At 69.1% G+C, this 26,676-nt stretch carries 28 protein-coding genes; 23 read left to right on the plus strand and 5 right to left on the minus strand.

Annotated elements, in window-relative coordinates; genetic code table 11:
* Positions 1 to 39 precede the first annotated feature (39 nt).
* The gene (locus ACGTNG_RS05775; RefSeq protein WP_394576040.1) at positions 40 to 426 is read left to right on the plus strand and encodes a septal ring lytic transglycosylase RlpA family protein; all 387 of its coding nucleotides are present in this window, start codon (positions 40 to 42) and stop codon (positions 424 to 426) included.
* 19 nt (positions 427 to 445) lie between these two features.
* Here the strand turns inward: ACGTNG_RS05775 and ACGTNG_RS05780 are convergent, their stop codons facing one another.
* From ACGTNG_RS05780 to ACGTNG_RS05795, 4 genes are read right to left on the minus strand one after another with little or no spacing between them, the layout of a single operon-like run.
* The gene (locus ACGTNG_RS05780) at positions 446 to 1,552 is read right to left on the minus strand and encodes an ABC transporter substrate-binding protein (protein WP_394576042.1); all 1,107 of its coding nucleotides are present in this window, start codon (positions 1,550 to 1,552) and stop codon (positions 446 to 448) included.
* Positions 1,549 to 2,922, minus strand: coding sequence for a sensor histidine kinase (locus tag ACGTNG_RS05785; protein WP_394576044.1), 1,374 nt, complete (start codon positions 2,920 to 2,922; stop codon positions 1,549 to 1,551). The genes ACGTNG_RS05780 and ACGTNG_RS05785 overlap by 4 nt, the downstream gene beginning before the upstream one ends.
* The gene (locus ACGTNG_RS05790; RefSeq protein ID WP_394576046.1) at positions 2,919 to 3,581 is read right to left on the minus strand and encodes a response regulator transcription factor; all 663 of its coding nucleotides are present in this window, start codon (positions 3,579 to 3,581) and stop codon (positions 2,919 to 2,921) included. The genes ACGTNG_RS05785 and ACGTNG_RS05790 overlap by 4 nt, the downstream gene beginning before the upstream one ends.
* Complete coding sequence (locus ACGTNG_RS05795; RefSeq protein ID WP_394576049.1) at positions 3,578 to 4,192, minus strand: helix-turn-helix domain-containing protein; 615 nt, start codon at positions 4,190 to 4,192, stop codon at positions 3,578 to 3,580. The genes ACGTNG_RS05790 and ACGTNG_RS05795 overlap by 4 nt, the downstream gene beginning before the upstream one ends.
* 286 nt (positions 4,193 to 4,478) lie before the next feature.
* Between ACGTNG_RS05795 and ACGTNG_RS05800 the strand changes: the two genes are divergently transcribed.
* The 17 genes from ACGTNG_RS05800 to ACGTNG_RS05880 all read left to right on the plus strand — a co-directional run bounded on the left by ACGTNG_RS05800 (position 4,479) and on the right by ACGTNG_RS05880 (position 21,197).
* On the plus strand, positions 4,479 to 5,465 hold the full coding sequence (locus ACGTNG_RS05800) for a Bug family tripartite tricarboxylate transporter substrate binding protein (protein WP_394576051.1): 987 nt from the start codon (positions 4,479 to 4,481) through the stop codon (positions 5,463 to 5,465).
* On the plus strand, positions 5,465 to 5,917 hold the full coding sequence (locus ACGTNG_RS05805; RefSeq protein WP_394576053.1) for a tripartite tricarboxylate transporter TctB family protein: 453 nt from the start codon (positions 5,465 to 5,467) through the stop codon (positions 5,915 to 5,917). The genes ACGTNG_RS05800 and ACGTNG_RS05805 overlap by 1 nt, the downstream gene beginning before the upstream one ends.
* Entirely contained in the window at positions 5,917 to 7,443 is a 1,527-nt protein-coding gene (locus tag ACGTNG_RS05810; protein WP_394576055.1) for a tripartite tricarboxylate transporter permease, read from the plus strand. The genes ACGTNG_RS05805 and ACGTNG_RS05810 overlap by 1 nt, the downstream gene beginning before the upstream one ends.
* A 342-nt stretch (positions 7,444 to 7,785) precedes the next feature.
* A complete protein-coding gene (gene urtA, locus ACGTNG_RS05815; protein WP_394576057.1) occupies positions 7,786 to 9,102 on the plus strand; it encodes an urea ABC transporter substrate-binding protein in 1,317 nt (438 codons plus the stop codon).
* A gap of 60 nt (positions 9,103 to 9,162) precedes the next feature.
* On the plus strand, positions 9,163 to 10,767 hold the full coding sequence (urtB, locus tag ACGTNG_RS05820) for an urea ABC transporter permease subunit UrtB (protein ID WP_394576058.1): 1,605 nt from the start codon (positions 9,163 to 9,165) through the stop codon (positions 10,765 to 10,767).
* Between the two features lie 6 nt (positions 10,768 to 10,773).
* Positions 10,774 to 11,913 (plus strand): urea ABC transporter permease subunit UrtC, encoded by a 1,140-nt coding sequence (urtC, locus tag ACGTNG_RS05825; protein WP_394576059.1) that lies wholly within the window; start codon positions 10,774 to 10,776, stop codon positions 11,911 to 11,913.
* On the plus strand, positions 11,910 to 12,755 hold the full coding sequence (gene urtD / locus ACGTNG_RS05830; RefSeq protein WP_394576060.1) for an urea ABC transporter ATP-binding protein UrtD: 846 nt from the start codon (positions 11,910 to 11,912) through the stop codon (positions 12,753 to 12,755). The genes urtC and urtD overlap by 4 nt, the downstream gene beginning before the upstream one ends.
* A complete protein-coding gene (urtE, locus tag ACGTNG_RS05835) occupies positions 12,755 to 13,453 on the plus strand; it encodes an urea ABC transporter ATP-binding subunit UrtE (protein ID WP_394576061.1) in 699 nt (232 codons plus the stop codon). The genes urtD and urtE overlap by 1 nt, the downstream gene beginning before the upstream one ends.
* A 260-nt stretch (positions 13,454 to 13,713) precedes the next feature.
* A complete protein-coding gene (locus ACGTNG_RS05840; RefSeq protein WP_394576062.1) occupies positions 13,714 to 14,601 on the plus strand; it encodes an urease accessory protein UreD in 888 nt (295 codons plus the stop codon).
* Positions 14,602 to 14,626: 25 nt separating this feature from the next.
* Positions 14,627 to 14,929 carry an urease subunit gamma gene (ureA, locus tag ACGTNG_RS05845; RefSeq protein ID WP_394576063.1) on the plus strand — a complete coding sequence of 101 codons (303 nt, stop codon included), beginning with the start codon at positions 14,627 to 14,629 and terminating at the stop codon, positions 14,927 to 14,929.
* 10 nt (positions 14,930 to 14,939) lie between these two features.
* Positions 14,940 to 15,356, plus strand: a complete 417-nt coding sequence (locus tag ACGTNG_RS05850) for an urease subunit beta (protein WP_394576064.1) — start codon at positions 14,940 to 14,942, stop codon at positions 15,354 to 15,356.
* The gene (ureC, locus tag ACGTNG_RS05855; RefSeq protein ID WP_394576065.1) at positions 15,353 to 17,056 is read left to right on the plus strand and encodes an urease subunit alpha; all 1,704 of its coding nucleotides are present in this window, start codon (positions 15,353 to 15,355) and stop codon (positions 17,054 to 17,056) included. The genes ACGTNG_RS05850 and ureC overlap by 4 nt, the downstream gene beginning before the upstream one ends.
* 252 nt (positions 17,057 to 17,308) lie before the next feature.
* Positions 17,309 to 17,845 carry an urease accessory protein UreE gene (locus ACGTNG_RS05860; RefSeq protein ID WP_394576066.1) on the plus strand — a complete coding sequence of 179 codons (537 nt, stop codon included), beginning with the start codon at positions 17,309 to 17,311 and terminating at the stop codon, positions 17,843 to 17,845.
* On the plus strand, positions 17,835 to 18,551 hold the full coding sequence (locus ACGTNG_RS05865) for an urease accessory protein UreF (protein WP_394576180.1): 717 nt from the start codon (positions 17,835 to 17,837) through the stop codon (positions 18,549 to 18,551). The genes ACGTNG_RS05860 and ACGTNG_RS05865 overlap by 11 nt, the downstream gene beginning before the upstream one ends.
* Positions 18,552 to 18,591: 40 nt before the next feature.
* Entirely contained in the window at positions 18,592 to 19,248 is a 657-nt protein-coding gene (ureG, locus tag ACGTNG_RS05870; RefSeq protein ID WP_394576067.1) for an urease accessory protein UreG, read from the plus strand.
* 90 nt (positions 19,249 to 19,338) lie between these two features.
* Positions 19,339 to 19,566 carry a hypothetical protein gene (locus tag ACGTNG_RS05875; RefSeq protein ID WP_394576068.1) on the plus strand — a complete coding sequence of 76 codons (228 nt, stop codon included), beginning with the start codon at positions 19,339 to 19,341 and terminating at the stop codon, positions 19,564 to 19,566.
* A 200-nt stretch (positions 19,567 to 19,766) separates the two neighbouring features.
* The gene (locus ACGTNG_RS05880) at positions 19,767 to 21,197 is read left to right on the plus strand and encodes a phospholipase D family protein (RefSeq protein ID WP_394576069.1); all 1,431 of its coding nucleotides are present in this window, start codon (positions 19,767 to 19,769) and stop codon (positions 21,195 to 21,197) included.
* Between the two features lie 71 nt (positions 21,198 to 21,268).
* On the opposite strand, the gene ACGTNG_RS05885 is transcribed toward ACGTNG_RS05880, so the two are convergent.
* The gene (locus tag ACGTNG_RS05885; protein ID WP_394576070.1) at positions 21,269 to 22,198 is read right to left on the minus strand and encodes a YihY/virulence factor BrkB family protein; all 930 of its coding nucleotides are present in this window, start codon (positions 22,196 to 22,198) and stop codon (positions 21,269 to 21,271) included.
* Between the two features lie 114 nt (positions 22,199 to 22,312).
* On the opposite strand from ACGTNG_RS05885, the gene ACGTNG_RS05890 reads away from it, so the two are divergent.
* The 5 genes from ACGTNG_RS05890 (at position 22,313) to apbC (ending at position 26,368) form a co-directional block, all read left to right on the plus strand.
* The gene (locus ACGTNG_RS05890) at positions 22,313 to 22,867 is read left to right on the plus strand and encodes a YqhA family protein (protein ID WP_394576071.1); all 555 of its coding nucleotides are present in this window, start codon (positions 22,313 to 22,315) and stop codon (positions 22,865 to 22,867) included.
* 92 nt (positions 22,868 to 22,959) lie between these two features.
* Positions 22,960 to 23,634: a spermidine synthase gene (locus ACGTNG_RS05895; protein WP_394576072.1), complete on the plus strand. Its 675-nt coding sequence runs from the start codon at positions 22,960 to 22,962 to the stop codon at positions 23,632 to 23,634.
* A 60-nt stretch (positions 23,635 to 23,694) separates the two neighbouring features.
* Positions 23,695 to 24,108 carry an alternative ribosome rescue aminoacyl-tRNA hydrolase ArfB gene (arfB, locus tag ACGTNG_RS05900; RefSeq protein WP_089850620.1) on the plus strand — a complete coding sequence of 138 codons (414 nt, stop codon included), beginning with the start codon at positions 23,695 to 23,697 and terminating at the stop codon, positions 24,106 to 24,108.
* 141 nt (positions 24,109 to 24,249) lie between these two features.
* The gene (locus ACGTNG_RS05905; RefSeq protein ID WP_394576073.1) at positions 24,250 to 25,413 is read left to right on the plus strand and encodes a coiled-coil domain-containing protein; all 1,164 of its coding nucleotides are present in this window, start codon (positions 24,250 to 24,252) and stop codon (positions 25,411 to 25,413) included.
* 154 nt (positions 25,414 to 25,567) lie between these two features.
* The gene (apbC, locus tag ACGTNG_RS05910; RefSeq protein WP_394576181.1) at positions 25,568 to 26,368 is read left to right on the plus strand and encodes an iron-sulfur cluster carrier protein ApbC; all 801 of its coding nucleotides are present in this window, start codon (positions 25,568 to 25,570) and stop codon (positions 26,366 to 26,368) included.
* The last annotated feature ends 308 nt before the right edge of the window (positions 26,369 to 26,676 follow it).

A 26,676-nucleotide genomic window follows, 5' to 3' on the forward strand; every position in this document is an offset into this window, starting at 1 on the left:
CGATGGTCGGCGCCATCCGGTATGTCATGAGGTGACCGCATGGGAATTCGCTCCCGACCGATTCTGACCATCTGCCTGGCGGGGTGGCTGATGACCGGCTGTGCCGGCACCGGTCAGGCCCACGAGGCCGAGGCCAAGACCCAGCAGGGCGTGGCGTCCTACTACAGCGACCGTTTCCAGGGCCGCACCACGGCCAGCGGCGAGCCCTTCGACCAGCAGGCCCTCACCGCCGCCCATCCCACCCTGCCGTTCGGCACCCGGGTCACGGTGACCCGGGAGGACAACGGGCGCGAGGTCGAGGTGCTGATCAACGATCGAGGCCCCTATGCCAAGGGGCGCATCATCGACCTCTCCAAGCGGGCCGCCAAGGCGCTCGGCATGCTCAAGCGCGGCACCGTGCCGGTCGAGATCTCCTACGTCCGTTGAGCCGGTCGGCAATGACCGATCAGCGGCGCTCCCGGCGCGTGAACTCGCGTCGCCAGCGCGTCAATAGCGCCTCTCGCTTGAGATCGTCCAGGGTCGCCAGCAGGCCGGGGCCCAGGCGGATGGGGCGCAGCGCCTCGCCGCGCTGCCGTCGCAGCGCGGCCGCCGTGCCCGGCCCCTCGAGCGAGGGGTGAATGGCACCCAGCGGCGTGGCTCGCGCCAGCACTTCCTGTCCCCTCTCGCCGATCAGGTAGTCGAGAAAGCGCCGGGCCATCTCGGGGTGGGGCGCCAGGCGCGGCACCAGGGCCAGGCGCTGGGTGACCAGGGTGTAGTCCTCGGGCACCACGATCTTGAGCCGTGGCTGGTCGGCGAGGCGCTCCCGGGCGTAGCTGCCCAGCAGGTTGTAGCCCACCAGATAGCGGCCCTCGATCAGTCCCTCCAGCATCTCCCCGGTGGTCTCCGCCAGGGCGGCCTCGGCCTCGCCCAGCGCCGCCACCAGCTCCCAGTAACGCGGCGAGAGCCGTGACTCCTCGATGGCATAGGTATAGCCCGCGCCGCTGATGGCCGGGTCATAGGTCACCACGCGGCCGCGCAGCGACTCGCCCTCACGTTCCAGCAACGTCAGCAGGTCGGCGTGGCTGCGAACCTCGCCGAAGCGCGCGATGATCGCCTCGTTGACCACCATCACGATGGGCTCGAAGGTGATGGCGAAGAGTTCGCTGCGCCAGCGCGCCCAGGCCGGCCAGCGCCTGGCCGCAGGCGTGTCGAGCGGCTGGGCCTGGCCATCGTTGGCCAGGCGGTACTGCCAGGGCATGGCCGAGGAGATCAGCACGTCGGCTTCCGCGGGCGAGCGGAGGAAGCGCTCGTGCAGAGCCAGGGTGGAGAGGTTGCGGTAGTGCAGGGCGACATCGGGGTGGTCGCGGTGGAAGGCGTCCAGCAGCGGCCGCACCTGGGGCAGGTCCAGGGCGCCATGAATCACCAGCGGTGAGGCGGCGTCGCCCTCCGGCGTGGCGGGGTAGCGCAGACTCTGGGCGGCGTGGGTCGTGAAGGGGAGCGCCAGCAGCAAGGCGATCAGGCAGCACCCGGCCAGGCGAGAGAGCGGGGGCATCGTGGGGCGTCGGGGGCTCATGGAGTGTCTCCGGGAAAGACCAGCGTCACGCGAAGCCCGGCACCGCCCGGCCCTTCGGACATCTCGAGACGGGCGCCGTGCGTGCGGGCGATGCCGTCGACGATGGCGAGCCCCAGCCCGGAGCCCTCCACGTCGTCGCGATCGCGGTGGAAGGGGCGCAGCATCAGTAGCCGGCGGGCAGGGGGGATGCCCGGGCCGTCGTCCTCGACGGCCAGGCTCGGCGGCGCCTCGCCGACCCGGATCGTGACGTGCCGTGCCCCGTAGCGACGGGCATTGTCGATCAGGTTGCCGAGCGCCTCGGCGAGCTGCCAGTCGATGCCCGCTACCTCGACCTCGGCCGCGGCGCCCGCCACGCCGAGGTCGATCCCCGCTCGGTGGCAGGCCGTCCAGTGCTCGCGTACCGCCTCCCGGGCGATGGCGTTGAGGGAGAGCGGTGTGAGCTCGGGGCAATATTCGGGGTTGGCCAGCCGCGTCAGCGACAGCAGCTGCATCGCCAGTCGCGCGGTGCGGGTGCTGGTGGCCTGCATGGCGACCAGGGCCTCCCGCCAGCGCGCCGGATCGTCCTGGCGCAGGGCGAGCTCGGCGCGCGCCGAGAGCCCCGCCAGCGGCGTGCGCAGCTGGTGCGAGGCATCCCCGATGAAGCGTTCCTGGTTGGCGCGCACCCGGCGCATCCGGGCGAGCAGGTCGTTGACGGTATCGCGCAGTTCGGCGAGTTCGCGCGGCAGGCGAAGCGCCAGCGGGGCGAGGGTGCGAGGATCGCGGCTTCTGATCGCGCGGCGCAGGCGAGTCAGCGGGGCCAGGGCGGTGCGGATCGCCAGCAGCAGCGCGACGATCGCCAGCGCCGCCATGGCCAGGATCATCGCCAGGTTGGCCCGCCACAGCTCGGCCGCCAGGGCGTCACGCCCCTCGCGACTGTGGGCGACGCGCACCTCGAAGGGCTCGCGCAGCTGCCACTCCTCGAGGCGCGTGCGTCGCACCCCCTGGCGCAGCGACAGGCCCTGCCAGGCGATGTCGCGGTAGAGCAGGGTGTCGTCGTCCGAGACCGCCTCACGCGCATCCCCCGGCAGTTCGGCGTTACCGGTGATCATGCGGCCGTGGCGGTCGACCAGGCTATAGAACACGCGCTCTTCGGCGTCGGTGGCCAGCATCTCCAGCGCCGCCGGCGGCAGGTCGAGCCAGAGGCGGTCGTCCTGCCACTGAACCTGCTCGGCGATGGCCAGGGAGGCGGCCTCGAGCAGGCGGTCGAAGGCGCGATCGGCGGTGCGCCGCGCCTCGAACCAGGCCTGCAGGAGCATCAGGCTGCCGAGTACCAGCAGCGGCACCAGCAGCCAGGCCAACAGGCGGCGAGCGAGACTGTCGCCGCGCTTCATTCGGCCTCCAGCAGGTATCCCAGGCCGCGCACCGTGCGCAGGGCCACGGGGCTTCCGGCCAGGCGTTTGCGCAGACGGTGCACATAGACCTCGATGGCGTTGTCGCCCATGGCGTCGCCCTGGAACGCCTCCTCGGCGAGCCGGGCCTTGTCCACCGGCGTGCCGGCATGCTGCATCAGGCAGGCGAGCAGGCGTTGTTCCCGGGGCGGCAGGGTGAGCGGCTCGCCCTGGAGGGTGAAGCGCTGCTGCCGGGTGTCGAGCGTGAGGGGCCCCACGCTCATCTCGGCCGCGGGGCTGCGGCGCCTGAGCAGGGCGCGCACGCGCGCCTCGAGCTCGTCGAGGGCGAAGGGCTTGGCCAGGTAGTCGTCGGCGCCCAGGTCGAGGCCCCGCACCCGGTCCTCCACGGCGCCGCGGGCGGTGAGGATCAACACCGGGGTGGCACGGTCATGGGCCCGCAGGGCCTCGAGCACCTCGAGTCCGCCACAGCCCGGCAGGTTCAGGTCGAGCAGCACCAGCGCGAGGCCATGCCCGGGCTCCGCCAGGCGCTCACGCGCCGCGCTGCCGTCATCGAGGTGGCAGACCTCGTGGCCTTCCAGGCGCAGGGTCTCGGCCAGCGTCTCGGCGAGCAGGGCGTCGTCCTCCACCAGCAGCAGCGTCATGGTCCCGCACCCCCTGAGCCATTTCCCGATTCGGCGGACAGCCTCGCCACGACCGCCTCGAGCGCCGCCCTGGCGCGCCGGGTGTCCAGGCGTCCGGCCGGGCCCGAGAGGGCCAGCCACCGGGGCGGTTCGAGGGCGTCGCCGGGCAGCGCCTGGCAGACCATGGTCCCGCCGGGCAGCGACGGGCGCGGATCCTGTTCCTGTGTCACCGCCCAGCGGTCGCCCGGGTGCAGGTCATGGCGCAGGGCGCTCTCGGGCAGCGTCACCAGGCGACACTCCGCCATGCCGTCCTCCACCTCGAGCAGGGTCGCGGTCTCGCCGGACTCGGCCGCCAGGCGGGCCAGCAGGGGCTGGATACGCCTCGCCAGATGCCGGCCGGGAAGGTGCCGGCGCGCCAGGCGCACCGGGGCATGGCCGAGATGCCAGCGGCCGTGGTCGTCGCGCTGCACGTAGTCGAAGCGGGAAAGCGAGCCCAGCAGGCGCAGCAGCGTGCTCTTGTAGAAGCCGGTGGCCTGGGCCAGCTCGGCGAGGGTGAAGTACTCCTGCGCGGAGTCGAAGGCCTCGAGCACGGTCAATGCGCGCTCCACGGCCTCGACGCGGTCCTGTGCCATCTGTGGATCGAGCCTCCGTTGTGTTCAGCGTGTGTCCTGCGCCGTGCGTGACCGACATGAGTGGTGCCGATGACGCTGCTCGCGTCGGCGTCGAGCCGTGGTCAGGGCTGACGGTCTCGGCTAGAACTTTGGTCGCAATCGGGCAGCCGGCCGTTGACGCTCCAAGAGCCCGGGCCTACCTTTCTGTCCTGAGGAACGATGTTCTGCCTTACAGAATTGTAAGGAAGGCCGACAGGTTCCGCAAGCCAACAATCACACAAGCCTGATCTTGGGAGGAACGCCCGCCATGAACCTCAAGCGCCCCGTCCAGCTGGTGGCCATCAGCGTGCTCGCCACCACCGCCGCCTCCGCCTTCGCCTTCGAGCCCGAGGGCAAGGTGGAGTGTCTGGCCCCCGCCGACCCGGGCGGCGGCTGGGACTTCACCTGCCGCAGCGTCGGCAAGGTCATGCAGGACCTCGAGCTGGTGCCCGGCAACGTCCAGACCATCAACATGGCCGGTGCCGGCGGCGGGGTGGCCTACGCCCACACCGTCAGCAAGCGCGCCGGCGACGACCAGCTGCTGGTAGCGGCCTCCACGGCGACCACCACGCGCCTGGCCCAGGGGCAGTTTCCGGGCATGACCGCCGACATGGTCAACTGGATCGGCGCGCTGGGCGCGGACTACGGCGTGATCGCCGTGGCCGATGATTCCGAGTACCAGGACCTGCCGGCGCTGATGGCGGCCCTCGAGGAGGATCCGCGCAGCGTCAAGTTCGCCGGCGGCAGCGCCAAGGGCGGCTGGGATCACCTCAAGGTGCTGATCGCCGCCCAGGCGGCGGGCATCGAGAACCTGCCGCGCATCGCCTACCTCTCCTACAACAACGGTGGCGAGGCCATGACTCAGGTGGTCGGCGGGCACGTCGATGCCTTCACCGGCGACATCTCCGAGGCCCAGGGCTTCATGGAGTCCGGCGACCTGCGCGTGCTGGCCGTGCTCTCCGAGGAGCGTCTGCCCGGCGAGTTCGGTGACATTCCCACCGCCCGCGAGCAGGGCATCGATGCCATCGGCCCCAACTGGCGCGGCTTCTACATGCCCGCCGATATCCCCGACGAGGCGAAGCAGTACTGGGTGGACGCCATGGACACCATCTACGAAAGCCAGGAGTGGCAGGAGGTCATGACCAATAACGGCCTGATGCCCTTCCACATGAGCGCCGGCGAGTTCGAGACCTTTGTCACCGACCAGATCGATGACATCGAGCAGCTCTCCCAGGACATCGGGCTGATCCAGTAATGACCTTCAACGACCGCATCTTCGGAGTGCTGATGATCGTCCTGGCCGTCGCGTACGGCTGGGGCGCCACGCAACTCCCCGAACCCTTCGGCGGCAGCGAGGCCGTCGGCCCCGAGACCTTCCCGCTGCTGCTGGCCGTCGTGCTGGCGCTCTCCAGTCTCTACCTGATCGTGCGGCCCGACCCCGATAACGCCTGGCCCTGGAGCCGCACCGGCGTCGAGCTGATCATCGCCGTGGTGGTGCTGGTGCTCTACGCCATGCTGCTCCAGCCGCTCGGCTTCATTCTCAGCACCGCCCTGGCCGTCGGCACGCTGTGCTGGCGCATGGGCTCGCGCGTGCCGCGCGCCTACCTCGTCGGGGCGATCTCCGGCCTGGTGGTCTATCTGGTGTTCAACTTCGCCCTGGACCTCGCGCTGCCGCTGGGCCTGCTCTCGTTCCTGGAGGTGAGCTGATGGAGACCCTCGGCTATCTGATCGACGGCTTCGGCGTCGCCCTGGCGCCGCACAACCTGATGTTCGCCCTGATGGGTGCCTTCCTGGGCACCCTGATCGGCGCGCTGCCGGGACTGGGGCCGGCCAACGGCGTGGCGATCCTGATCCCGCTGGCCTTCACCCTGGGGCTCGCCCCGGAGACCGCGCTGATCATGCTCACCGCGGTCTATGCCGGCGCCATGTACGGCGGGCGCATCTCGTCGATCCTGCTCAATATCCCCGGTGACGAGCCGGCCATGATGACCTGCCTCGACGGCTATCCCATGGCCCAGCAGGGCAAGGCGGCCGAGGCGCTGGCGATCTCCGCGGTGGCCTCGTTCATCGGCAGCCTGGTCGCCACCATCGGCCTGATCCTGCTGGCGCCGCTGTTGGCCGACTTCGCCCTGACCTTCGGCCCCGCGGAGTATTTTGCGCTCTTCCTGCTGGCCTTCGCCACCCTGGGCGGCATCACCGGCAAGAACCCGATGAAGACGGTGGTGGCCGCGGCCATCGGCCTGATGATCGCCACCGTGGGCATCGACAATACCGGCGTGCAGCGCTTCACCTTCGGCGTGCTGGAGCTCTACGAGGGGGTGGACTTCATCATCGCCATCGTCGGGCTCTTCGCGATCTCGGAGCTGCTGTTCTTCATCGAGGAGCGCGCCGGCGGCGGCAAGCAGAAGATGGTGGTCAACAAGCTGAAGCTCTCCTGGGCCGACATCCGCGCCATCCTGCCCTCGAGCCTGCGCGGCGGGGTACTGGGCTTCATCGCCGGGGTCCTGCCCGGGGCGGGGGCGTCGCTGGGCAGCTTCATCGGCTACACCCTCGAGAAGAAGGTGGTCGGCGCCAAGGGCTATTTCGGCAAGGGCGACCCGCGCGGCGTGGCCGGCCCCGAGGCGGGCAACAACGGCGCCTCCTCCGGCGCACTGGTGCCGATGCTGACGCTGGGCGTGCCGGGCAGTGGCACCACCGCCGTGCTGCTGGCGCTGCTGATCTCGCTGAACATCACGCCGGGACCGTTGATGTTCACCCAGAACGCCGACATCGTCTGGGGGGTGATCGCGGCACTGCTGATCGGCAACTTCCTGCTGCTGGTGCTCAACATCCCGCTGGTCGGCATCTTCGTCAGGCTGCTGTCGGTGCCGCCGATGTACCTGCTGCCGGTCGTCACCATGATCGCCTTCGTGGGGATCTACTCGATCAGCAACACCACCTTCGATCTCTACTTCATGGTGGCCTTCGGGGTGGGGGGCTACGTGCTGCGCAAGCTCGAGATCCCGCTGGTGCCGGTCATCCTCGGCCTGCTGCTGGGGCCGGAGATGGAGAAGAACCTGCGCCACGCCATGGACATCTCCGATGGCGACTGGACCATCCTCTGGGACAGCGGGCTGGCCATCGGCCTGTGGGTGTTCGCCGGCCTGGGGCTGATCCTGCCCTACATCGTCGGCCCGCTGCTGCGGCGGCGCATGAAGGTGACCACCGGCACGGGTGGCCCGGAAGGCGACTGACCCCTCAGGCAGCTCTGCTAGCATCGCGCGTTGCGCGTGTCCCACGGGGGCGCCGGCCTGGCCGGCGCCCCCGTCTCGTGTCCGGCCGCCTCGCCCCGCGATGGTGCGTTGCACCATGGGGGCGGACGATGATGGGGCGTCGCGCCGGGCGCCCGCCCCTCGTCGAGCCCCGGCGGTGGCCGCCGCCCCTTGTTGAGCTTCTGCCAATAGACTGATTCGTTGAGCAAAACTCGGCAGCCTCTGGAAGTGGCACACCCCTTGCGATGACAGGCCAGAGGCATCGTTCGCGATGTCCTCCTGCGCTGGACAGATCGACAACAACATCGCCCGCAAGGAGTTCCCATGATTCCGTCATCCGCTTCCCGTTCCCCCCGCTGGTTGGCCGCGTCTCTCCTGAGTCTGGGGGTGGCCGCCCCCGCCCTGGCCCAGGAGGACCCGATCAAGGTCGGCATCCTGCACTCGCTCTCCGGCACCATGGCCATCAGCGAGACGGTGCTCAAGGACACCGTCGAGATGCTCATCGAGCGCCAGAACGCCGAGGGCGGCCTGCTGGGTCGCCAACTGGAGGCCGTGGTGGTGGATCCGGCCTCCGACTGGCCGCTGTTCGCCGAGAAGGCTCGCGAGCTGCTCTCCCAGCAGGAGGTCGACGTGATCTTCGGCAACTGGACCTCGGTGTCGCGCAAGTCGGTGCTGCCGGTGGTCGAGGAGCTCAACGGCCTGCTCTTCTACCCTGTGCAGTACGAGGGTGAGGAGTCCTCCGAGAACGTCTTCTACACCGGGGCGGCGCCCAATCAGCAGGCGATCCCCGCCGTCAACTACCTGATGAACGAGGTGGGCGTCGAGCGCTGGGTGCTGGCCGGCACCGACTACGTCTATCCGCGCACCACCAACAAGATCCTCGAGGCCTACCTCGAGGGGCACGGCGTGGACGCGGCGGACATCATGGTCAACTACACCCCCTTCGGCCACTCCGACTGGCAGAACATCGTCTCCGAGATCAAGGCGTTCGGCAGCGAGGGCAAGAAGACCGCGGTGGTCTCGACCATCAACGGCGATGCCAACGTGCCGTTCTATCGGGAGCTGGGCAACCAGGGCATCAATGCCGCCGACATCCCGGTGGTGGCCTTCTCGGTGGGCGAGCAGGAGCTCACCGGCATCGACACCGCGCCGCTGGTCGGCCACCTCGCCGCCTGGAACTACTTCATGAGCGTCGACACCGACGCCAACTACGACTTCATCGACGCCTGGATCGAGTACACCGGCGACGAGATGGCGGTGACCAACGATCCCATGGAAGCGCACTACATCGGCTTCAACATGTGGGCCGAGGCGGTCCGCAAGGCCGGGACCACCGAGGTCGATGCGGTCAAGGACGCCATCATCGGCGTCAGCGTGCCCAATCTCACCGGCGGCTACGCGGCGATGATGCCCAACCACCACATCACCAAGCCGGTGCTGATCGGCGAGATCCAGGACAACGGCCAGTTCTCCATCGTCTGGGAGACCCCCTCCACCGTGGCCGGGGACGCCTGGTCCGACTACCTGGAAGGCTCCAAGGATCTGATCAGCGACTGGCGCGCGCCGCTCGCCTGCGGCAACTACAACGTCGTCGAGAATCGCTGTGGCGGTGGCGAGGCCGAGGTGGCCTCGGCCGAGTAAGCCGCTCCCCGGGCCGCATCCGCGGCCCGGGGTCTTCCCCCTTACCGACAGGACATGGTCATGAGGAAGATTCGCTCCCTCGTGAGAGGTTTGCTGTGCCTGGCCGTCGTCGCGCTTGCCGCACCGGCGGCCCTGGCCGCACCCGACGACGACGGCCAGGCGCTGCTCGAGGCCCTCGATACCCGCGCCTACGCCGACAAGGGCGAGGCCATCGAGGCGCTCGCCGCCAGCGGCGACCCGCGCACCCGGCGCTGGCTCGAGGCCCTGCTGGACGGCAAGCTCCAGCGTCACAAGGAGACCGGTCGCTTCGTGGTGGTGCTCGAGAACCGGGGGCGGCACTGGCCCGTCGAGGATGCCCTGAACTTCGAGCCCGCCGGCGAGATGTCGCGGCGTGAGCTGGATCGCATCGGGATCAACAATGCGCTGCGCGGCCGGCTGCAGAGCACCCTCGCGGTGCTCGACCTGCGGGTGGATGACGCAGGCGCCCGCCGCGAGGCCGCCCGCGACCTGCTGGGGCGGGTCGGCGCGGCCATGGTGGCGCCGCTCGAGGGCGTGCTCGAGGAGGAAGGCGACGCCGAGGTCGCCCGCCTGCTGGCGCAGGGGCTGGCGATTCACCGGCTCGAGCAGGGCGACGACGCGGCGATCGAGCTGCTGGCGGGCAGCCTCAACCCCGAGGCCCGGGCGGCCCTCAGTGCCGCCGCGCGCAGCGATGATCCCGCCCTCGCCGAGGCCGCCAGCGGGGCGCTCGCCGATATCGAGCAGAAGCTCAGGCTCAATCGCGGTCTGGAGACGCTCTACTTCGGCCTGTCGCTGGGCTCGGTGCTGGTGCTGGCGGCGATCGGTCTGGCCATCACCTTCGGCGTGATGGGGGTGATCAACATGGCCCACGGCGAGCTGATGATGCTCGGCGCCTACACCACCTGGGCGGTGCAGCAGCTGCTGCCCGGCCAACCCGGCCTGGCGCTGCTGCTGGCCATTCCCGCCGGCTTCCTGGTCGCGGCGCTGGCCGGCATCGCCATCGAGCGCGGCGTGATCCAGTTCCTCAAGGGACGACCGCTGGAGACCCTGCTCGCCACCTTCGGCGTCAGCCTGATCCTCCAGCAGCTGGTGCGTACCGTCATCTCGCCGCTCAACCGCACCGTGGTCACCCCGGAGTGGATGAGCGGCTCGCTGATGATCAACGAGGGGTTGTCGCTGACCCTGAACCGCCTCGTCGTGCTGGGCTTCGCGCTGCTGGTCTTCGCCGGCCTTTGGCTTGTGATGCGGCGCACCCGCCTCGGCCTCGAGGTGCGGGCCGTGACCCAGAACCGGGCGATGGCCCGTGCCATGGGCATCCGCGCGACCCGGGTGGACATCCTGACCTTTGCGCTGGGTTCCGGCGTGGCGGGACTCGCCGGCGTGGCGCTCTCGCAGCTGACCAACGTCGGGCCCAACCTCGGCCAGAACTACATCATCGACTCCTTCATGGTGGTGGTGTTCGGTGGGGTGGGGAACCTCTGGGGCACCCTGGTGGCCGGGCTGTCGCTGGGCGTCATCAACCAGGTGCTCGAGCCCTGGGCCGGGGCCGTGCTGGCCAAGATCCTGGTGCTCGTCTTCATCATCCTGTTCATCCAGAAGCGCCCCCGCGGACTCTTTCCGCAGAAGGGCCGGGCCGCGGAGGGCTGATTCGCCATGTGGCTCACAAGACCGTTTTACGAACGTGCGACACAGCTCTTCCTGGGCATCCTGCTCACGGCCCTGGCCGCGGTGACGCTGCTCAACCTGGCGCTGCCGGCGGAGCATCCGCTGCACGTCTCCACCTACACCGTGACGCTGCTCGGCAAGTACCTGAGCTATGCGCTGCTGGCGGTGGCCGTGGACCTGGTGTGGGGGTATCTGGGCATCCTGAGTCTCGGGCACGGCGCCTTCTTCGCCCTGGGCGGCTATGCCATGGGCATGTACCTGATGCGCCAGATCGGCGATCGCGGCGTCTATGGCGACCCAGTGCTGCCGGACTTCATGGTCTTCCTCGACTGGGACGCGCTGCCCTGGTACTGGCTGGGCTTCGACATGCCCGGGTTCGCCTTCTTGATGGTGCTGCTGGCCCCGGGGCTGCTGGCGCTGGTGTTCGGCTTTTTGGCCTTCCGGTCGCGGGTCACCGGGGTCTATCTCTCGATCATCACCCAGGCCCTGACCTTCGCGCTGATGCTGGCCTTCTTCCGCAACGAGATGGGCTTCGGCGGCAACAACGGCCTGACGGACTTCAAGGAGCTGCTGGGCTTCGACCTGCGCAGCGACGCCACCCGGCTGGGACTGTTCCTGGCCACCGGCGTGGCCCTGGCCCTGGGGTACGTGCTGTGCCGGGCGATCGTCGCCAGCAAGCTCGGTCGCGTCTGCGTGGCGACCCGCGACGCCGAGGCGCGCACGCGCTTTCTCGGCTATCGGGTGGAGCGCTTCCAGCTGTTCGTCTTCGTGGTCTCGGCGATGCTGGCCGGGGTCGCCGGGGCGCTCTACGTGCCCCAGGTGGGCATCATCAACCCCGGCGAGTTCTCGCCGATCTTCTCCATCGAGATCGTGCTGTGGGTGGCGCTGGGCGGACGCGGCACCCTCTACGGCGCGGTGATCGGCGCGCTGCTGGTCAACTACGCCAAGACGGTGTTCACCGGGGCGATGCCGGATGCCTGGCTGTTCGCCCTGGGCGGCATGTTCGTGCTGGTCACGGTCCTGCTGCCCAAGGGCATCGCCGGCCTGCTGGCCTATCGCCTGCGCCGCCGACCCTCGACACGCCCGTCATCCCCCGAACCCACTGCGCCCAGGGAGGCCTCGGCATGAACTTCCTGAACTCCTTCGCCGACCGTGACCGGGTCTTCGACTTCCTGGTGCCGGCGGCCTCGCCGGTGGACGTGCGCCACGGCCCGATCCTCTACCTGGACGGCGTGACCGTCAGCTTCGATGGCTTCAAGGCGATCGACGCCCTCGACCTGACCATCGACGACGGCGAGCTACGCTGCATCATCGGCCCCAACGGCGCCGGCAAGACCACCATGATGGACATCATCACCGGCAAGACCCGCCCCGACAGCGGCTCGGTGTGGTTCGGCAGCCGCCATGACCTGCTGGCCAAGAGCGAGCCCGAGATCGCGAGTCTCGGCATCGGGCGCAAGTTCCAGAAGCCCACGGTCTTCGAGGCCCTGACGGTGTTCGAGAACCTGGAGCTCGCCATGGCCGCCGACAAGCGGATCCTGCCCACCCTCACCGCGCGCCTGACCGGCGAGATTCGCGATCGCATCGAGGAGGTGCTCGCCACCGTCGGGCTCGTCGAGTGTCGCCAGCGTCCGGCCGGCATCCTCTCCCACGGCCAGAAGCAGTGGCTGGAGATCGGCATGCTGCTGATGCAGCGCCCCCGGCTGCTGCTGGTCGACGAGCCGGTCGCCGGCATGACCGAGCAGGAGATGGAGCGCACCGCCGAGCTGCTCACCGGGCTCGCCGGCAAGGGCAAGCAGTCCGTGGTGGTGGTCGAGCATGACATGGGCTTCGTGCGCTCCATCGCCCGCACGGTGACGGTGCTGCACCAGGGCAGCGTGCTGGCCGAGGGCAGCATGGACGAGGTCGCCAGCGACCCCCGGGTCGTCGAGGTCTACCTGGGCGCCGACCCCGACGAGGAGGCCGCCTGATGCTCACGATCGAGTCACTCGACCAGTACTACGGCGAGAGCCACACCCTCTGGGACCTGAACCTCGAGGTGCCCGCCGGCCAGTGCAGCTGCGTGATGGGGCGCAACGGCGTGGGCAAGACCACCCTGATGAAGGCGATCATGGGCGAGGTGGCGGTGGCCGCCGGCCACATCCGCTATGCCGACGACGTGGAGCTGACCCGTCGCCGGGTCGAGGATCGCCCGCGGCTGGGCATCGGCTACGTGCCCCAGGGGCGCCAGATCTTCCCGCTGCTGACCGTCGAGGAGAACCTGCGCACCGGCCTCGCGGCGCGCGGCGATGGCCTCAAGCGCATTCCCGAGCGGGTCTATGAGCTCTTTCCGGTGCTCGAGGAGATGAAGCACCGCCGCGGGGGCGACCTCTCCGGAGGCCAGCAGCAGCAGCTGGCCATCGGCCGGGCGCTGGTGCTCGAGCCAAGGCTGCTGATCCTCGACGAGCCGGGGGAGGGCATCCAGCCCAACATCGTCACCCAAATCGGCGAGGTGATCCGCCGGCTGATCCGCGAAGATGGCCTGACGGTGCTGCTGGTGGAACAGAAGCTGCCCTTCGCCCGCCAGTACGCCGACCGCTTCGCGATCATGGATCGAGGGCGCCCCGTGGCGCGTGGTGAGATCGGCGAGCTCTCCGAGGCGCTGATCCGCGAGCATCTGACCGTCTAGCCCGTGCCGTGCGGTCCTAGGGCTCACTCGACCCGGCACCAGACCATGCACCAGAAAAGGACGGTTGCCCCCAGGCCCTGTCGCTTCTGGTGCGCCTCAGGATCTGACTGCTCCTTTCTGGTGCGCCGCCGATTGGGCGATGCTCCCGCGTATACAATACAAATTATTGAAATAAAAGAAAAAAGCTTGGGGTTTTCCGTTCTGGTACAGGCTTTGCGAGTGACAGGGCACTCGCCACTTTCCTGACAGGGCGGACCGCCATGACGGCCATTCCGACACTCACGCCACCCCTCCCGGCCTCCGGACATCGTTTCGATGCCGGTCGCCACTGGGCGGCTTCGCTGGACCTGGCCTTCGCCCCCCGGGACGGCGTGACGCGCATGACGCGCTGTCGCCATCTCGGGCCGCTGCGGGTCCAGCGCCCCTTTCACCCCGAGGGCCGTCGGGGCGCCTGCCACGCCTACCTGCTGCATCCGCCCGGCGGCCTGGTCAGCGGCGACGCCCTGACCATCACCGCCCGGGTCGCGCGGGGCGCCCACGCCCTGCTGACGACCCCTGCCGCCAACAAGCTCTACCGAGCCGATAGCCACGGCGTCGCCTGGCGGCAGCACACCCGGCTCGAGGTCGCCGAGCAGGGCGTGCTCGAGTGGCTGCCCCAGGAGACCCTGGCCTTCGACGGCTCCCGGGGCGAGCAGTGCACCACCATCGCGCTGGGAGAGACGTCGCGCTGCCTCGGTTGGGAAGTGATGGCCCTGGGGCGCCCGGCGAGTGAGCTGCCCTTCCAGAGCGGGCGCATCGAACAGCGCTTCCACCTCACCCGTAACGGCCGACCGCTGTGGCTGGAGCGCCAGCCGCTGGATCCCCGCCACCCGCGCTTCACCGGTCGCTGGGGGCAGGGCGGAGCCAGCGTGCAGGCCACGCTCTGGGCAGTAGGGCTCGAGGATGAGGCGGGCGCCGTGGAGGCGCTGCGCGAGGGCCTGCCGAGCTCCCCGCACTGGGCGGTGACGGTGCGCCACGGCGTGTTGCTGCTGCGCTATTTGGGCGCGGAACGTAACGAGGCCTGGCAGCTGTGTTGCCGGGCCTGGGAGATCCTGCGACCGCGCCTGCTCGACCGGCCGGCCCACACCCCGAGGATCTGGTTGACCTGATGGCCCTACACGATGGAGATGCCCCGTGGAACTGACTCCCAGAGACAAGGACAAGCTGCTGCTCTTCACCGCCGGCCTGCTGGCCGAGCGGCGGCGCGCCCGCGGCCTAAAGCTCAACTACCCCGAGGCGATCGCGCTGATCAGCTGCGAGATCCTCGAGGGCGCCCGCGACGGGCGCAGCGTGGCGGAGCTCATGAGCCATGGGCGCGAGGTGCTGACCCGCGATGACGTCATGGAGGGCGTCGCGGAGATGGTCGACGAGGTGCAGGTCGAGGCCACCTTTCCGGACGGGACCAAGCTCGTCACCGTGCATACGCCCATCGTGTAAGGAGCGCGCCATGATTCCCGGTGAGTACCAGCTGCAGGACGGTGAGATCGAGCTTTGCGCAGAGCGCGAGCGCATCACCGTCGAGGTCGCCAACACCGGCGACCGGCCGATCCAGGTCGGCTCCCACTATCACTTCGCCGAGGCCAACCCGGCCCTGAGCTTCGATCGCGTGCGCACGCGGGGCCTGCGTCTGGATGTCGCCGCCGGCACGGCGATCCGCTTCGAGCCCGGCCAGGTGCGGGAGGTGACGCTGATCCCCTATGTCGGGGAGCGGCGCATCTACGGCTTTCGTGGCGACGTCATGGGCCGGCTTCTTATCGCGCCCGACGCAGCGCGATCCACCGCGCCGCCTTCTAATGCGCCCGAGGCCGCGCAAGGCGCGCGATCCCCGCAAGCCGATGACACGGATCAGGGAGAACCGTCATGAAGATCAGCCGTCAGGCCTATGCCGACATGTACGGCCCTACGGTGGGCGACCGGGTGCGCCTGGGCGACACCGAGCTGTGGATCGAGGTGGAGCGTGATGCCACCCACTACGGCGAGGAGGTGAAGTTCGGCGGCGGCAAGGTGATCCGCGACGGCATGGGCCAGAGCCAGCGTCACGATGCGGCGGTCATGGATACCGTGATCACCAATGCCCTGATCCTCGACTGGTGGGGCATCGTCAAGGCCGACGTGGGCCTGAAGGCCGGGCGCATCAAAGCCATCGGCAAGGCCGGCAACCCCGATACCCAGCCGGACATCACCATCGTGATCGGCCCCGGCACCGAGGTGATCGCGGGGGAGGGCAAGATCCTCACCGCCGGCGGCATCGATGCCCATATCCACTTCATCTGCCCGCAGCAGGTCGAGGAGGCGCTCGCCAGCGGCATCACCACCATGCTCGGCGGCGGCACGGGGCCGGCCACGGGCTCCAATGCCACCACCTGCACCCCCGGGGAGTGGCATCTCGGCAAGATGCTCCAGGCGGTGGACGATCTGCCCATGAACATCGGCCTGCTCGGCAAGGGCAATGCCAGCCTGCCCGCGGCGCTGGAGGCCCAGCTCGAGGCCGGTGCCATGGGCCTCAAGCTGCATGAGGACTGGGGAACCACGCCGGCGTCCATCGATGCCTGCCTCTCTGTGGCGGACCGCTACGACGTCCAGGTGGCGATCCATACCGACACCCTCAACGAGTCGGGCTTCGTCGAGGACACCCTGGCCGCCTTCAAGGAGCGCGGCATCCATACCTACCACACCGAGGGGGCCGGGGGCGGCCATGCGCCGGACATCCTCACCGCCTGTGCCAAGCCCTACGTGCTGCCGTCGTCGACCAACCCGACGCGGCCTTATACCGTTAACACCATCGACGAGCACCTCGACATGCTGATGGTGTGCCACCATCTGGACCCCAACATTCCCGAGGACGTGGCCTTCGCCGACTCGCGCATCCGCCGCGAGACCATCGCCGCCGAGGACATCCTCCAGGACCTGGGCGTGATCTCGATGATCGCCTCGGACTCCCAGGCCATGGGGCGGGTCGGCGAGGTGATCTGCCGGACCTGGCAGACCGCCCACAAGATGAAGGTCCAGCGCGGGTTGCTGGCGGAGGACGAGGTGCGCGGCGCCGACAACGTCCGCGCCCGGCGCTACATCGCCAAGTACACCATCAATCCCGCCATCACCCACGGTCTGAGCCATGAGGTGGGCTCCATCGAGGTGGGCAAGCTCGCCGACCTGGTGCTCTGGAAGCCGGCCTTCTTTGCCTCCAAGCCCTCGTTGATCCTCAAGGGCGGCATGATCGCCATGGCGCCCATGGGCGATCCCAACGCCTCGATTCCCACGCCCCAGCCAGTGCACTACCGCCCGATGTTCGGCGCCTTCGGCGGGGCGGTGAGCCAGACGCGCCTGACTTTCGTCAGCAAGGCGTCGCTTGAGGCCGGGATCAAGGAGAGGCTCGGCCTGAAGAGCCCGCTCAGCGCCTGTCGGGACGTGCGGGGCGTGCGCAAGGCTGACATGAAGCTCAACGACGCCTGCCCCGAGCTCAGCGTCGACCCGCAGACCTACGAGGTGCGCTGCGACGGCGAGCTCTTGACCTGCGAGCCCGCCACCGAGTTGCCGCTCGCCCAGCGCTATCACCTGTTTTGAAGCAGGAGAGGCATATCGCCATGGCCGTTCACCGCGTTCGCCACGCCACGCGCCCGAAACCCCGGGTCCCCGACCGGTCTCCCGCGGTCGGAAAGACGGCACCTCCCTGTGCCGGCTTTCCTCGATCTTCATCCCTGAAGATCGACCGCGTCGTCTCGGCCGGAGCCCCAGCGGTCGCGCGAGGTGGCTCAGCGGTATTCGGCCTGTCGACGGCTGCTGCCCCCGACTATCCAATTAACAGGACACCCTGACATGTTGAGATTGATCGAACGCCTCGGCCCCATTGCGGCGGACCAGGCCAGCGATACCCTGACGCTGCCCTACGCGCAGCGCGTGCTGGGCCGACTCAAGGCCGAGAGTGACACCGGGCAGGCGCTGGGCCTGTTCCTCGACCGGGGCCCGGTGCTGCGCGACGGGGAGGGGCTGCGCGCCGAGGGGGGCGAGGTGGTGCGCATCCGCGCCGCCGTAGAACCGGTCGTCACTGCCCGCACCGCGGCGGGCCTGCCCCTGGCGAGGCTCGCCTATCACCTGGGCAACCGCCACGTGCAGCTGGCGCTGGGCGAGGATGAAGACGCGTCATCAAGTCAAGGCGGCTACGTGCGCTTCCCGCCGGATCACGTCCTCGAGGCCCTGGCCGAGCGGCTGGGGGCACGCCTGGAGCATCATCGGGCGCCCTTCGACCCCGAGCCGGGCGCCTATTCCCATGCCCCGTCCCACGCCCATGCCGAGGACGGAGAGGGCCATGGACACTCTCATCACCACGGCCATGCCCATGACCATGCCCACTGAGGGGCCGGGGATGGCGGCCCGGGACGATGACCTGGCGCTGCTGGGACTCCTGCAGCTGGTCAGCCCGGCGCTGCCCATCGGCGCCTTCGCCTTCTCCCAAGGGCTCGAGAGCGCCTTCGAGCTGGGCTGGGTGTCGGACGAGGCGAGCCTCGGCGAATGGCTAGAGGGGGTGCTGGAGGACGGCCTGACCCGCTGCGAACTGCCGGCGCTGGCTCGCCTCGGCCGGGCCTGGCAGGAGGCGGACGGCGAGGCCATCGCCGAGTGGGATGCCTGGCTCGCCGCCAATCGCGAGACCGCGGAACTCGCCGCCGAGGATCGCCGCCTGGGCGCCGCCCTGGTGCGCCTGCTGGGGAGCCTCGCGCTGCTGCCCGGTGGCCCCTCGAACCAATCGCCGGCGCTGCCGAGCGAGCCCGGCTACGTCACGGTGTTCGCCTGGACGGCGCACGTGCGCGGCGTGCCGGTGCGACAGGCGCTGCTGGGCTTCGCCTGGGCCTGGCTGGAGAACCAGCTGGCGGTGGCCTGCAAGGCCCTGCCGCTTGGCCATACCGCGGCGCAGCGCCTGGTGGAACGATTGCGTCCGGCGCTGGTGGACGCGGTGGACGAGGCCCTGGCGCTCGAGGACGACGCCCTGGGGCCGGCCCTGCCGGGGCTGGCCCTGGCCAGCGCCCTGCACGAGACCCAGTACTCACGACTGTTCAGAAGCTGACTGTTCAGAAGCCAGCAGTTCAGAATCAAGGAGACGAACCATGACCCATTGCCTGCGAATCGGCGTCGGCGGCCCGGTGGGCTCCGGCAAGACGGCCCTGCTCAAGCAGCTCTGCCGGGCCCTGCGCGACCACTACGACATCGCCGTGGTCACCAACGATATCTATACCCGCGAGGATGCCGACTTCCTGCTCGAGCACGAGGCCCTGCCGGCGGACCGGATCCTCGGCGTGGAGACCGGCGGCTGCCCGCACACGGCGATCCGCGAGGATGCCTCCATGAACCTCGCGGCCACCGACGAGCTCCAGGCACGCCATCCCGGGCTCGAGCTGGTGCTGGTGGAGTCCGGCGGCGACAACCTCTCGGCGACCTTCAGCCCGGAGCTCTCCGATCTGACCCTCTACGTGATCGACGTCTCCGCCGGCGACAAGATCCCGCGCAAGGGCGGGCCGGGCATCACCAAGTCGGACCTGCTGATCATCAACAAGATCGACATCGCCGACCAGGTCCACGCCTCGCTGGAGGTCATGGAGCGGGACTCGCGAAAGATGCGCGGCGAGCGTCCCTTCGTCTTCGCCAACCTCTACGACGGCGTCGGCCTGGAGGAGATCATCGCCTTCATCCTCGACCGCGGCATGCTCCCCGAGCGTCGCCCGATGCCCTCGACCGCCACCGGGCGCGACGCCGCCCCCGCGTGAGAGGCCAGCGCCCTACGAGCCGACGCGCTCGATCCAGCGTCGCCTGACGCTTTCCGATATTCGTTTTCCTCACACCCAGGAGATCCCCCCATGACCCTTCGCGTGGCCAAGATGCCCCTTCCTGTCGCCTTCGGCGCCACCCTGCTGCTCTCGACCCCTCTGGCCCTGGCGCACTCGGGCCACGGCGCCCCCGATGTCCATGCCCATACCGGCAGCCCGGCGATGCTGGCGGTGCTGGCGATCAGTGCCCTGGGGCTGGCGGCCCTGGTGCCGTTGACGCGTCTGGTGCGACGTCGCCGGCGTCACCGCCAGAGCTGAGGCGCCCCCTCACCGTCTGCTGCGCCCGGCCCCGGTCGGGCGCAGTGCGTCGTGCGTTGGCGACGGCCGCTCGCTATGCTGGCCGGGATGTCGTCCCGTTCGGCGGCAGGCAGGGGGAGGGCGTCATGGTGCGCAGGCAGCGCCCGGGAAGCAGCCGAGGGAGAGACGGCGTGAAAGACCGAGGGAAGGGGAGGCGCCGCATGTGGCCCTGGATCGTGGTGGCGCTGCTGGCGGCGTGGTTCGCCATGGGGGCCTGGCAGCGCTACAAGCCGCTGCCGGAAGGGCTCGGCCGTGCCTTTGTCGAGCGCCCGGTCGAGGCAGTGCGTTTTCTCGCCGACGAGACCTGGTACGCTCCGTCCGGTGAGCGACACGCCCGTCGCCGGATCTTCGACGAGGTCATGGCGCTGATCGGCCAGGCCGAGCGCCTGGTGGTGCTGGACATGTTCCTGTTCAACGATTTTGCCGGCGCCGCCGACGGCCAGGACTTCCGGCCCCTGTCGGCAGAGCTCACCGCGGCCCTGGTCGAGCGCAAGGCGCAGCGTCCGACGCTCGAGGCCGTGGTCATCACCGACCCGCTCAACACCCTCTACGGCGGTCTCGAGCCTGGGCATCTCGAGCGGTTGCGCGAGGCCGGCGTCAGGGTGGTCGTCACGGATCTGACGCGGCTGCGGGCCTCCAACCCGCTCTGGTCGGGGGCCTGGCACCTGGGGCCGCGCTGGCTCGGGAATCACCACGACGGGGGCTGGCTGCCCAATCCCCTGGGACCGGGGCAGGTGCCGTTGCGCAGCTACCTGACCCTGCTCAACTTCAACGCCAACCATCGCAAGACCCTGGTCGTCGATCGGGGAGAGGGCTGGACGGGACTGGTCACCTCGGCCAACCCCCATGATGCCAGCAGCCGGCACGGCAACGTGGCGCTGCGCTTCGAGGGAGCGGCGGCGCTGGACCTGCTGGCCTCGGAGCGCTCGGTGGCGAGCTGGTCGGGGGTACGCTTGCCGGGTCCCGAGGCGCCGGGCGCTGCGCCGACGCCGGTCGAGGGCGCAAGGGTGCAGGTGCTCACCGAGGGGGCCATCCGCGAGGCGCTGCTGGCGGCCATCGAGGCAAGCGAGCCGGGCGATCGGCTGGATATCGCCGTCTTCTACCTCTCGCATCGGGAGCTGATCGAGGCGCTGGTGGCGGCTCAGCGGCGCGGCGTGGCCTTGCGGGTGCTGCTCGATCCCAATCGCGACGCCTTCGGCATAGAGAAGGGCGGCATCCCCAACCGACCGGTGGCCCACGAGCTGCATGCCGCCGGAGTGCCGGTGCGCTGGTGCGCCACCCAGGGCGAGCAGTGCCACAGCAAGCTGCTGCTGCGTCGACCCGCCGGGGCCGCTGGCGAGGCCGAGCTGATCCTGGGCTCGGCCAACTTTACCCGGCGCAACCTGGACGACCTGAACCTGGAGACCAGCGTGCGCCTGGTGGGCCCCGTTGGCACCGAGGCCCTCATCGACGCGGCGGCCTTCTTCTCGCGTCGCTGGCACTCGACCCCCCAGCGGATCACCAGCGAGCCCTTCGCGGCCCATGATGACGCCTCGACCTGGCAGCGGTGGCGCTATCGGATCATGGAGGCCACCGGGCTCTCCACCTTCTGAACCGTGGCACCGCTTGGCCTGGCTCGCTTCCGTGCCACGCCAGATGCCAAGCGATCATCTCCGCGAGGGCGTCAATCCACGTGGGTCACCGCCTGGCGACGCGGGTCGATATGCCAGGCCAGGCCCTGACGGGCGTTGCGTTCCAGCTCGGCGATCACCTGGGCGCCGAGCAGCAGGATGATGGCGCCCACCTCCAGGCTGATCAGCACCACGACCAGGGTCGCCAGGGAGCCGTAGACCGCATTGACCAGCGAGATGTTGGCGAAATAGAACACCAGCAGCAGGCGCACGCCCTCCCACAGCAGGGCGGCGACGAAGCCCCCCACCACGGCGCGACGCAGGGCGATGGTGACCACCGGCAGCACCTTGTAGATGGCGCTGAACAGCAGGAAGACGCCCAGGAAGCTGGTCAGGTTGAGCATCGGCCCGGACAGACCGGCCAGGGGAAGGTTGCGCTCGAACAGCGTCAGCCACAGGGCATTCATCGAGCTGACCAGGCTGACCAGCAGGGTCAGGGCCAGCAGGCCCGCGCCGAGCACCAGCATGAAGGCGTAGGGCAGCGCCACCGAGACCCACAGGCGGCGATGGGAGTGGTGGGTGTCGGGGGCATGGAAGATGATCGCCAGGGCATCCTCGAGCATGCGAAAGGCGAAGGAGCTGAACAGCAGCAGCACGGGAAAGCCCAGGATGCCGATCACGTCGCGGGAGTCGAGCAGGGTGCGCACGGCGTCGAGCAGCACCTCCGCGTGGGCGGGCGCCAGATGGCGCGCCTGGATGGTCAGTACCTCGAGCAGGTGCTGCTGGTCGACCACGCCGGCCAGCAGCACGACCATCAGCGCGAACAGCGGCACGATGGAGAGCAGGATGTTGTAGCCGACGCCCCCGGCCAGCAGGATGCCGCGGTTGCGCAGGAAGGCACACAGCACGCGCCAGAGGAACTGCAGCGTCAGCGGCAGCAGGGAGAGGAGTGACTGTCGGGAGGCTTCGGGGGGTGACGTCATCGGGGCTGCCGTGCCAGTGTGCCTGCGTCATCATAGGGGTATCCTTCGCGCCTGGGTCAAATGTTTGGCGACAATCGCGTCGGCCGACCGCCCGTCATCGAGGAGACGTCCGTCATGGAACCCGAACACCGCCCCGCTCCCCGGCCCCCGAAGCGCCGCAGCCAGCTCGAGCGACGCTTCGAGGCCTTCCTGTGGCACTCGCGTCTGATGGTGCTGATGGCCGTGATCCCGGCGCTGCTGGGGGCGCTGGTGCTGTTCATCATCGCCAGCCTGGACGTGCTCTCGATCCTGGCCGATACCTGGCGCCACTACCTCAGCGGTGGCGCCGACATCCACAAGACCGTGGTCACCGATATCATCGTGGCCGTGGACATCTATCTGATCGCCCTGGTGCTGATGATCTTCGCGCTGGGCGTCTACAAGCTCTTCGTCTCGCGTATCGAGCCCGCCGAGGGGCGCGATCCCCACCATCCGTTCAACGTCAGCTCCCTCGATCAGCTCAAGGACAAGATCGCCCGGGTAGTGATCCTGGCGGTGATCATCGAGTTCTTCCGCGCGGTGGTGGGGATCAGCTTCGACACCCCGCTCGATGCCATCTACCTGGCGCTCTCGGTGCTGGCCCTGGCGCTGGCGCTCTACCTGATGGCGCTGGCGCACAAGCAGGAGTGACGCCCGCATGGCAAGTCGCTGGCGGGCCGCGCATAATGCGCGCTTTCGGCGCCATTCCGGTGGTCGATTTATTCCCGTGACAGCGAGACAGCATGGCCAAATTCGAAGAGATCGGCACAGCGAGCATTCCCGGCCAGGGCACCCGGCTGCGCTTGCTGCAGCGCAATGACGAGTTCTCCATCCGCATCGTCGGCGCGCCGGGTGACCTGATGAACACGCGACTGCACGGCTCCGAGGATGCCCTGGGAGAGCTGGCCTGCCGGCGCGTCGCCGAGCGGCCCGGGGCACGCGTGTTGGTCGGCGGCCTGGGGATGGGGTTCACCCTGGCCGCGGCCCTGGCGACGCTTGGCGAGGATGCCGAGGTGGTCGTCGCCGAGCTGGTCCCGGGCGTGGTGGAGTGGAATCGCGGCCCGCTCGGGGCGGCCGCCGGGCGGCCCCTCGACGATCCCCGTGCCCGGGTCAGCCTGGGCGACGTGGGCGAGCTGCTGCGCGCCGAGCCCGGCGGCTTCGATGCCATCATGCTCGACGTGGATAACGGCCCCGAGGGGCTGACGCGTCGCGAGAACGACTGGCTCTATTCCCCCCGGGGGCTCGCCGCGGCCCAGCAGGCGCTGCGCCCCGACGGGGTGCTGGCGGTCTGGTCGGCGGGGCAGGATCCGGCCTTCACCGAGCGGCTGCGCCGTATCGGCCTGCTGGTCGAGGAGGTCACCGTGCGCGCCCACCGCCCCGGCAAGGGCGCGAAGCACCAGATCTGGCTGGCCAGCTGATCGTTCCCCTGCCCGGCGGCCGTTGGCGCCGGGTCCATTTTCCCTGATAAGGCAGACAGCATGCTGGAACTCTCGCGCCAAGTGACCATTCCCGACCACGAGATCGAGATGCAGGCGGTGCGCGCCCAGGGCGCCGGCGGCCAGAACGTCAACAAGGTCGCCACGGCGATCCATCTGCGCTTCGACATCCGGGCCTCCAGCCTGCCCGAGGGCTTCAAGGAGAAGCTGCTGGCGCTGGGCGATCAACGCATCACCCGCGATGGCGTGGTTATCATCAAGGCCCAGAGTCACCGCACCCAGGAGCGCAATCGCACCGAGGCCCTGGCGCGGCTCAAGGCGCTGATCAAGAGCGTGATGTATGCGCCGAAGAAGCGCATCGCCACCCGGCCCAGCAAGGGGGCCAAGCAGCGCCGCCTGGACAGCAAGAAGAAGCGCGGCCGGCACAAGGCCCTGCGTGGCAAGGTCGAGTCCTGACGTTGACGACGTCATCGCCGCTCGGGTGGCGGCCGCCCGTCTGGCGTGTATGCTGGAAGACGTGACCACGATAGCCGGCCACGCCTGGCCGGCGACCGACACCCAACCATGCAGGGGGACTCGCCGATGGCGGATACGTCGATGAGTGAGCTGTTCAAGGATAACCGCGTCAAGGGCCTCACGGCCGTGGCGGCGGTGGCACTGGTCTGGGCGCTGATCGCCCAGTCGAGTGCCAGCTCCAGCAACGAGGCCCTGGAGTCGCTCCGCGAGCGCCTCGATAACGTACAGGCCGAGAATGCATCGCTGTCGGGTCGCGTCGAGGAGCTTCAGAGTGCCGCCGGGAACATCGATGAGCTGGCAGAGCAACGCAGCGAGCTCGAAGCGCAGCAGCAGGCCGCTCAGTCCGAGCTTGAGCGTATCGAGGGTGAGGTCGCCATGGCGGGCACCGAGCTCGAGGAGGCCCAGGCCTCGGTAGAGGCGGTGCAGGCTAGCCTGGAAGCGCGTCAGGGTGAACTCGTGAAGGCAGAAGAAGCCCTTGCGACCGCGCAGGAGGAGCGTCAGCAGGCCGTCGAGGCACGCGATGAGGCTCAGGCCTCTCTCCAGCAGGCCGAGGAGGCCCGCAAGGCCGCCGAAGCGGAACGCCAGGAAGCCGAGCAGGCCCGCCAGCAGGCCGAGCAGGAGCGAAGCGATGCGGTCGCCGCCCGCGACGAGGCGCGAGCCGAACTCGAGGGGCTGCAGGACGAGATCGCATCTGCCGAGAAGAATCTGGCCGAAATCAACGAGGAGATCTCGTCCGGGCAGGAGGCGCGTGAGGCCCTCGAGCAGGAACTGGGCGAGCTCGAGGTCAGCCGCAGCGAGGCCGCTCAGGCGCTCGAGACGACCCAGGGCGAGCTGGAGAAAGCCCGTTCGAGCGTCGACGAGGCCCGCGAGACGATCAAGGATCTCGAGGTGGCGATCAAGGTTGGCCGCGAGGAAGTGGCTGAGATCGAGTCCCAGATCGAGACGCGCCAGTCTCAACTCGAGCGTCTGGACGCCCAGCTCGATACCTGGCGCAACGAGTTGGCCGAACTGAATGCCAGTGTGAACGAGAGCTCCGCTTCTTCAACGTCGGAGACCACTGACACGCAAAAGGCGGCGACCGACGAGACCCAGGATGCGGCCTCTGGCGGGTCGCAAGAAAACGCCAATGCATCAAAGGCCGCCGAGGGACCGTCATCCCAGACCACGACGGCCGATGAGCTCGACAAGGATGTCGGTGCCGAGGATGCCGAGGCTTCGTCCTCCGAGGAGTCTTCGAGCCAGTGAGTTGATGCATGCTCGTGAACAAGGGGTGCGCCGCGGCGCACCCCTTGTCGTTTCCAGGCATGCCCCAGGATTGCATTGGCCGGTGACGTGACGGGTATACTGGCGCCATTGGCCGTTTGAGCGGTACCCCCAACAGCAGAAGGAGCGATTCGTGATCGAAGGGGTCAAGCATATCGTCGCCGTGGCATCCGGCAAGGGCGGGGTGGGCAAGTCCACCGTCACCGTCAACCTGGCGCTGGCCATGGCCGCCGAGGGCTACCGGGTCGGCATCCTGGACGCCGACATCTACGGCCCCAGCCAGGCCCAGATGCTCGGGGTGGGGGAGGGCGTGCGTCCCCAGTCCGCCGGCGAGAACCGCTTCAAGCCATTGGAAGCGCACGGCATCCAAGCCATGTCCATGGCCTTCCTGGCCGACGTGCGCGAGCCCATGGTGTGGCGGGGGCCGATGGTCGCCGGGGCCTTCCAGCAGATGCTCACCCAGACGGCCTGGGACGATCTCGACTACCTGTTCATCGACATGCCGCCGGGCACCGGCGACATCCAGCTGACCCTGGCCCAGAAGGTGCCGGTGGACGGCGCGGTGATCGTGACCACGCCCCAGGACATCGCGCTGCTCGACGCCCGCAAGGGCATCGAGATGTTCCGCAAGGTCAACGTGCCGGTGCTCGGCGTGGTGGAGAACATGAGCCTGCACACCTGTTCCCAGTGTGGCCATAGCGAGCCGATCTTCGGTGAGGGCGGTGGTGAGCGCATCGCCGACGAGTACGAGACCCGCGTGCTCGGCCGGCTGCCGCTGAGCCTGGCGATCCGTGAACAGGTCGATGGCGGTCGTCCCACCGTGGTGGCCGAGCCCGCGGGCGAGGTGACCACCGGCTTTCGCGACATGGCCCGCCAGGTGGCCGAGCAGGTCGAGGGCCAGGCGCCCGACGGGCCGGAGATCTCCTTCAGCGAGTGACGTTCCGCTCGCCCGCCAGGGCCAGTGCCAGGGCTATCGCAGTTACCGAAATCAAGAGGCGCTGGGGACAAGCCGAAGAGGAGGTCCTACGCCAGGGATGGCGTCGGTAGCGCCCAGGGAGGCTTCACAGCGCCTCCTCGCAGGCTAGTCGCCAGTTCAGCCTCGAGCTACAGAGCTGTCAAACTATCTGCAATAGCCCTGGCGCCCGGGGCGAGTTGCCGTGACCTTCCCGTCCGGGGCCGCTATGATGTGGCCCCGGTTTTTCTTGCGCCGTGGTTGCCTACAGCGCTTTTTCCACCAGACAGCTT

The sequence above is a fragment of the Halomonas sp. B23F22_3 genome (genome assembly GCF_043496965.1).
Taxonomy (GTDB): Bacteria; Pseudomonadota; Gammaproteobacteria; order Pseudomonadales; family Halomonadaceae; genus Halomonas.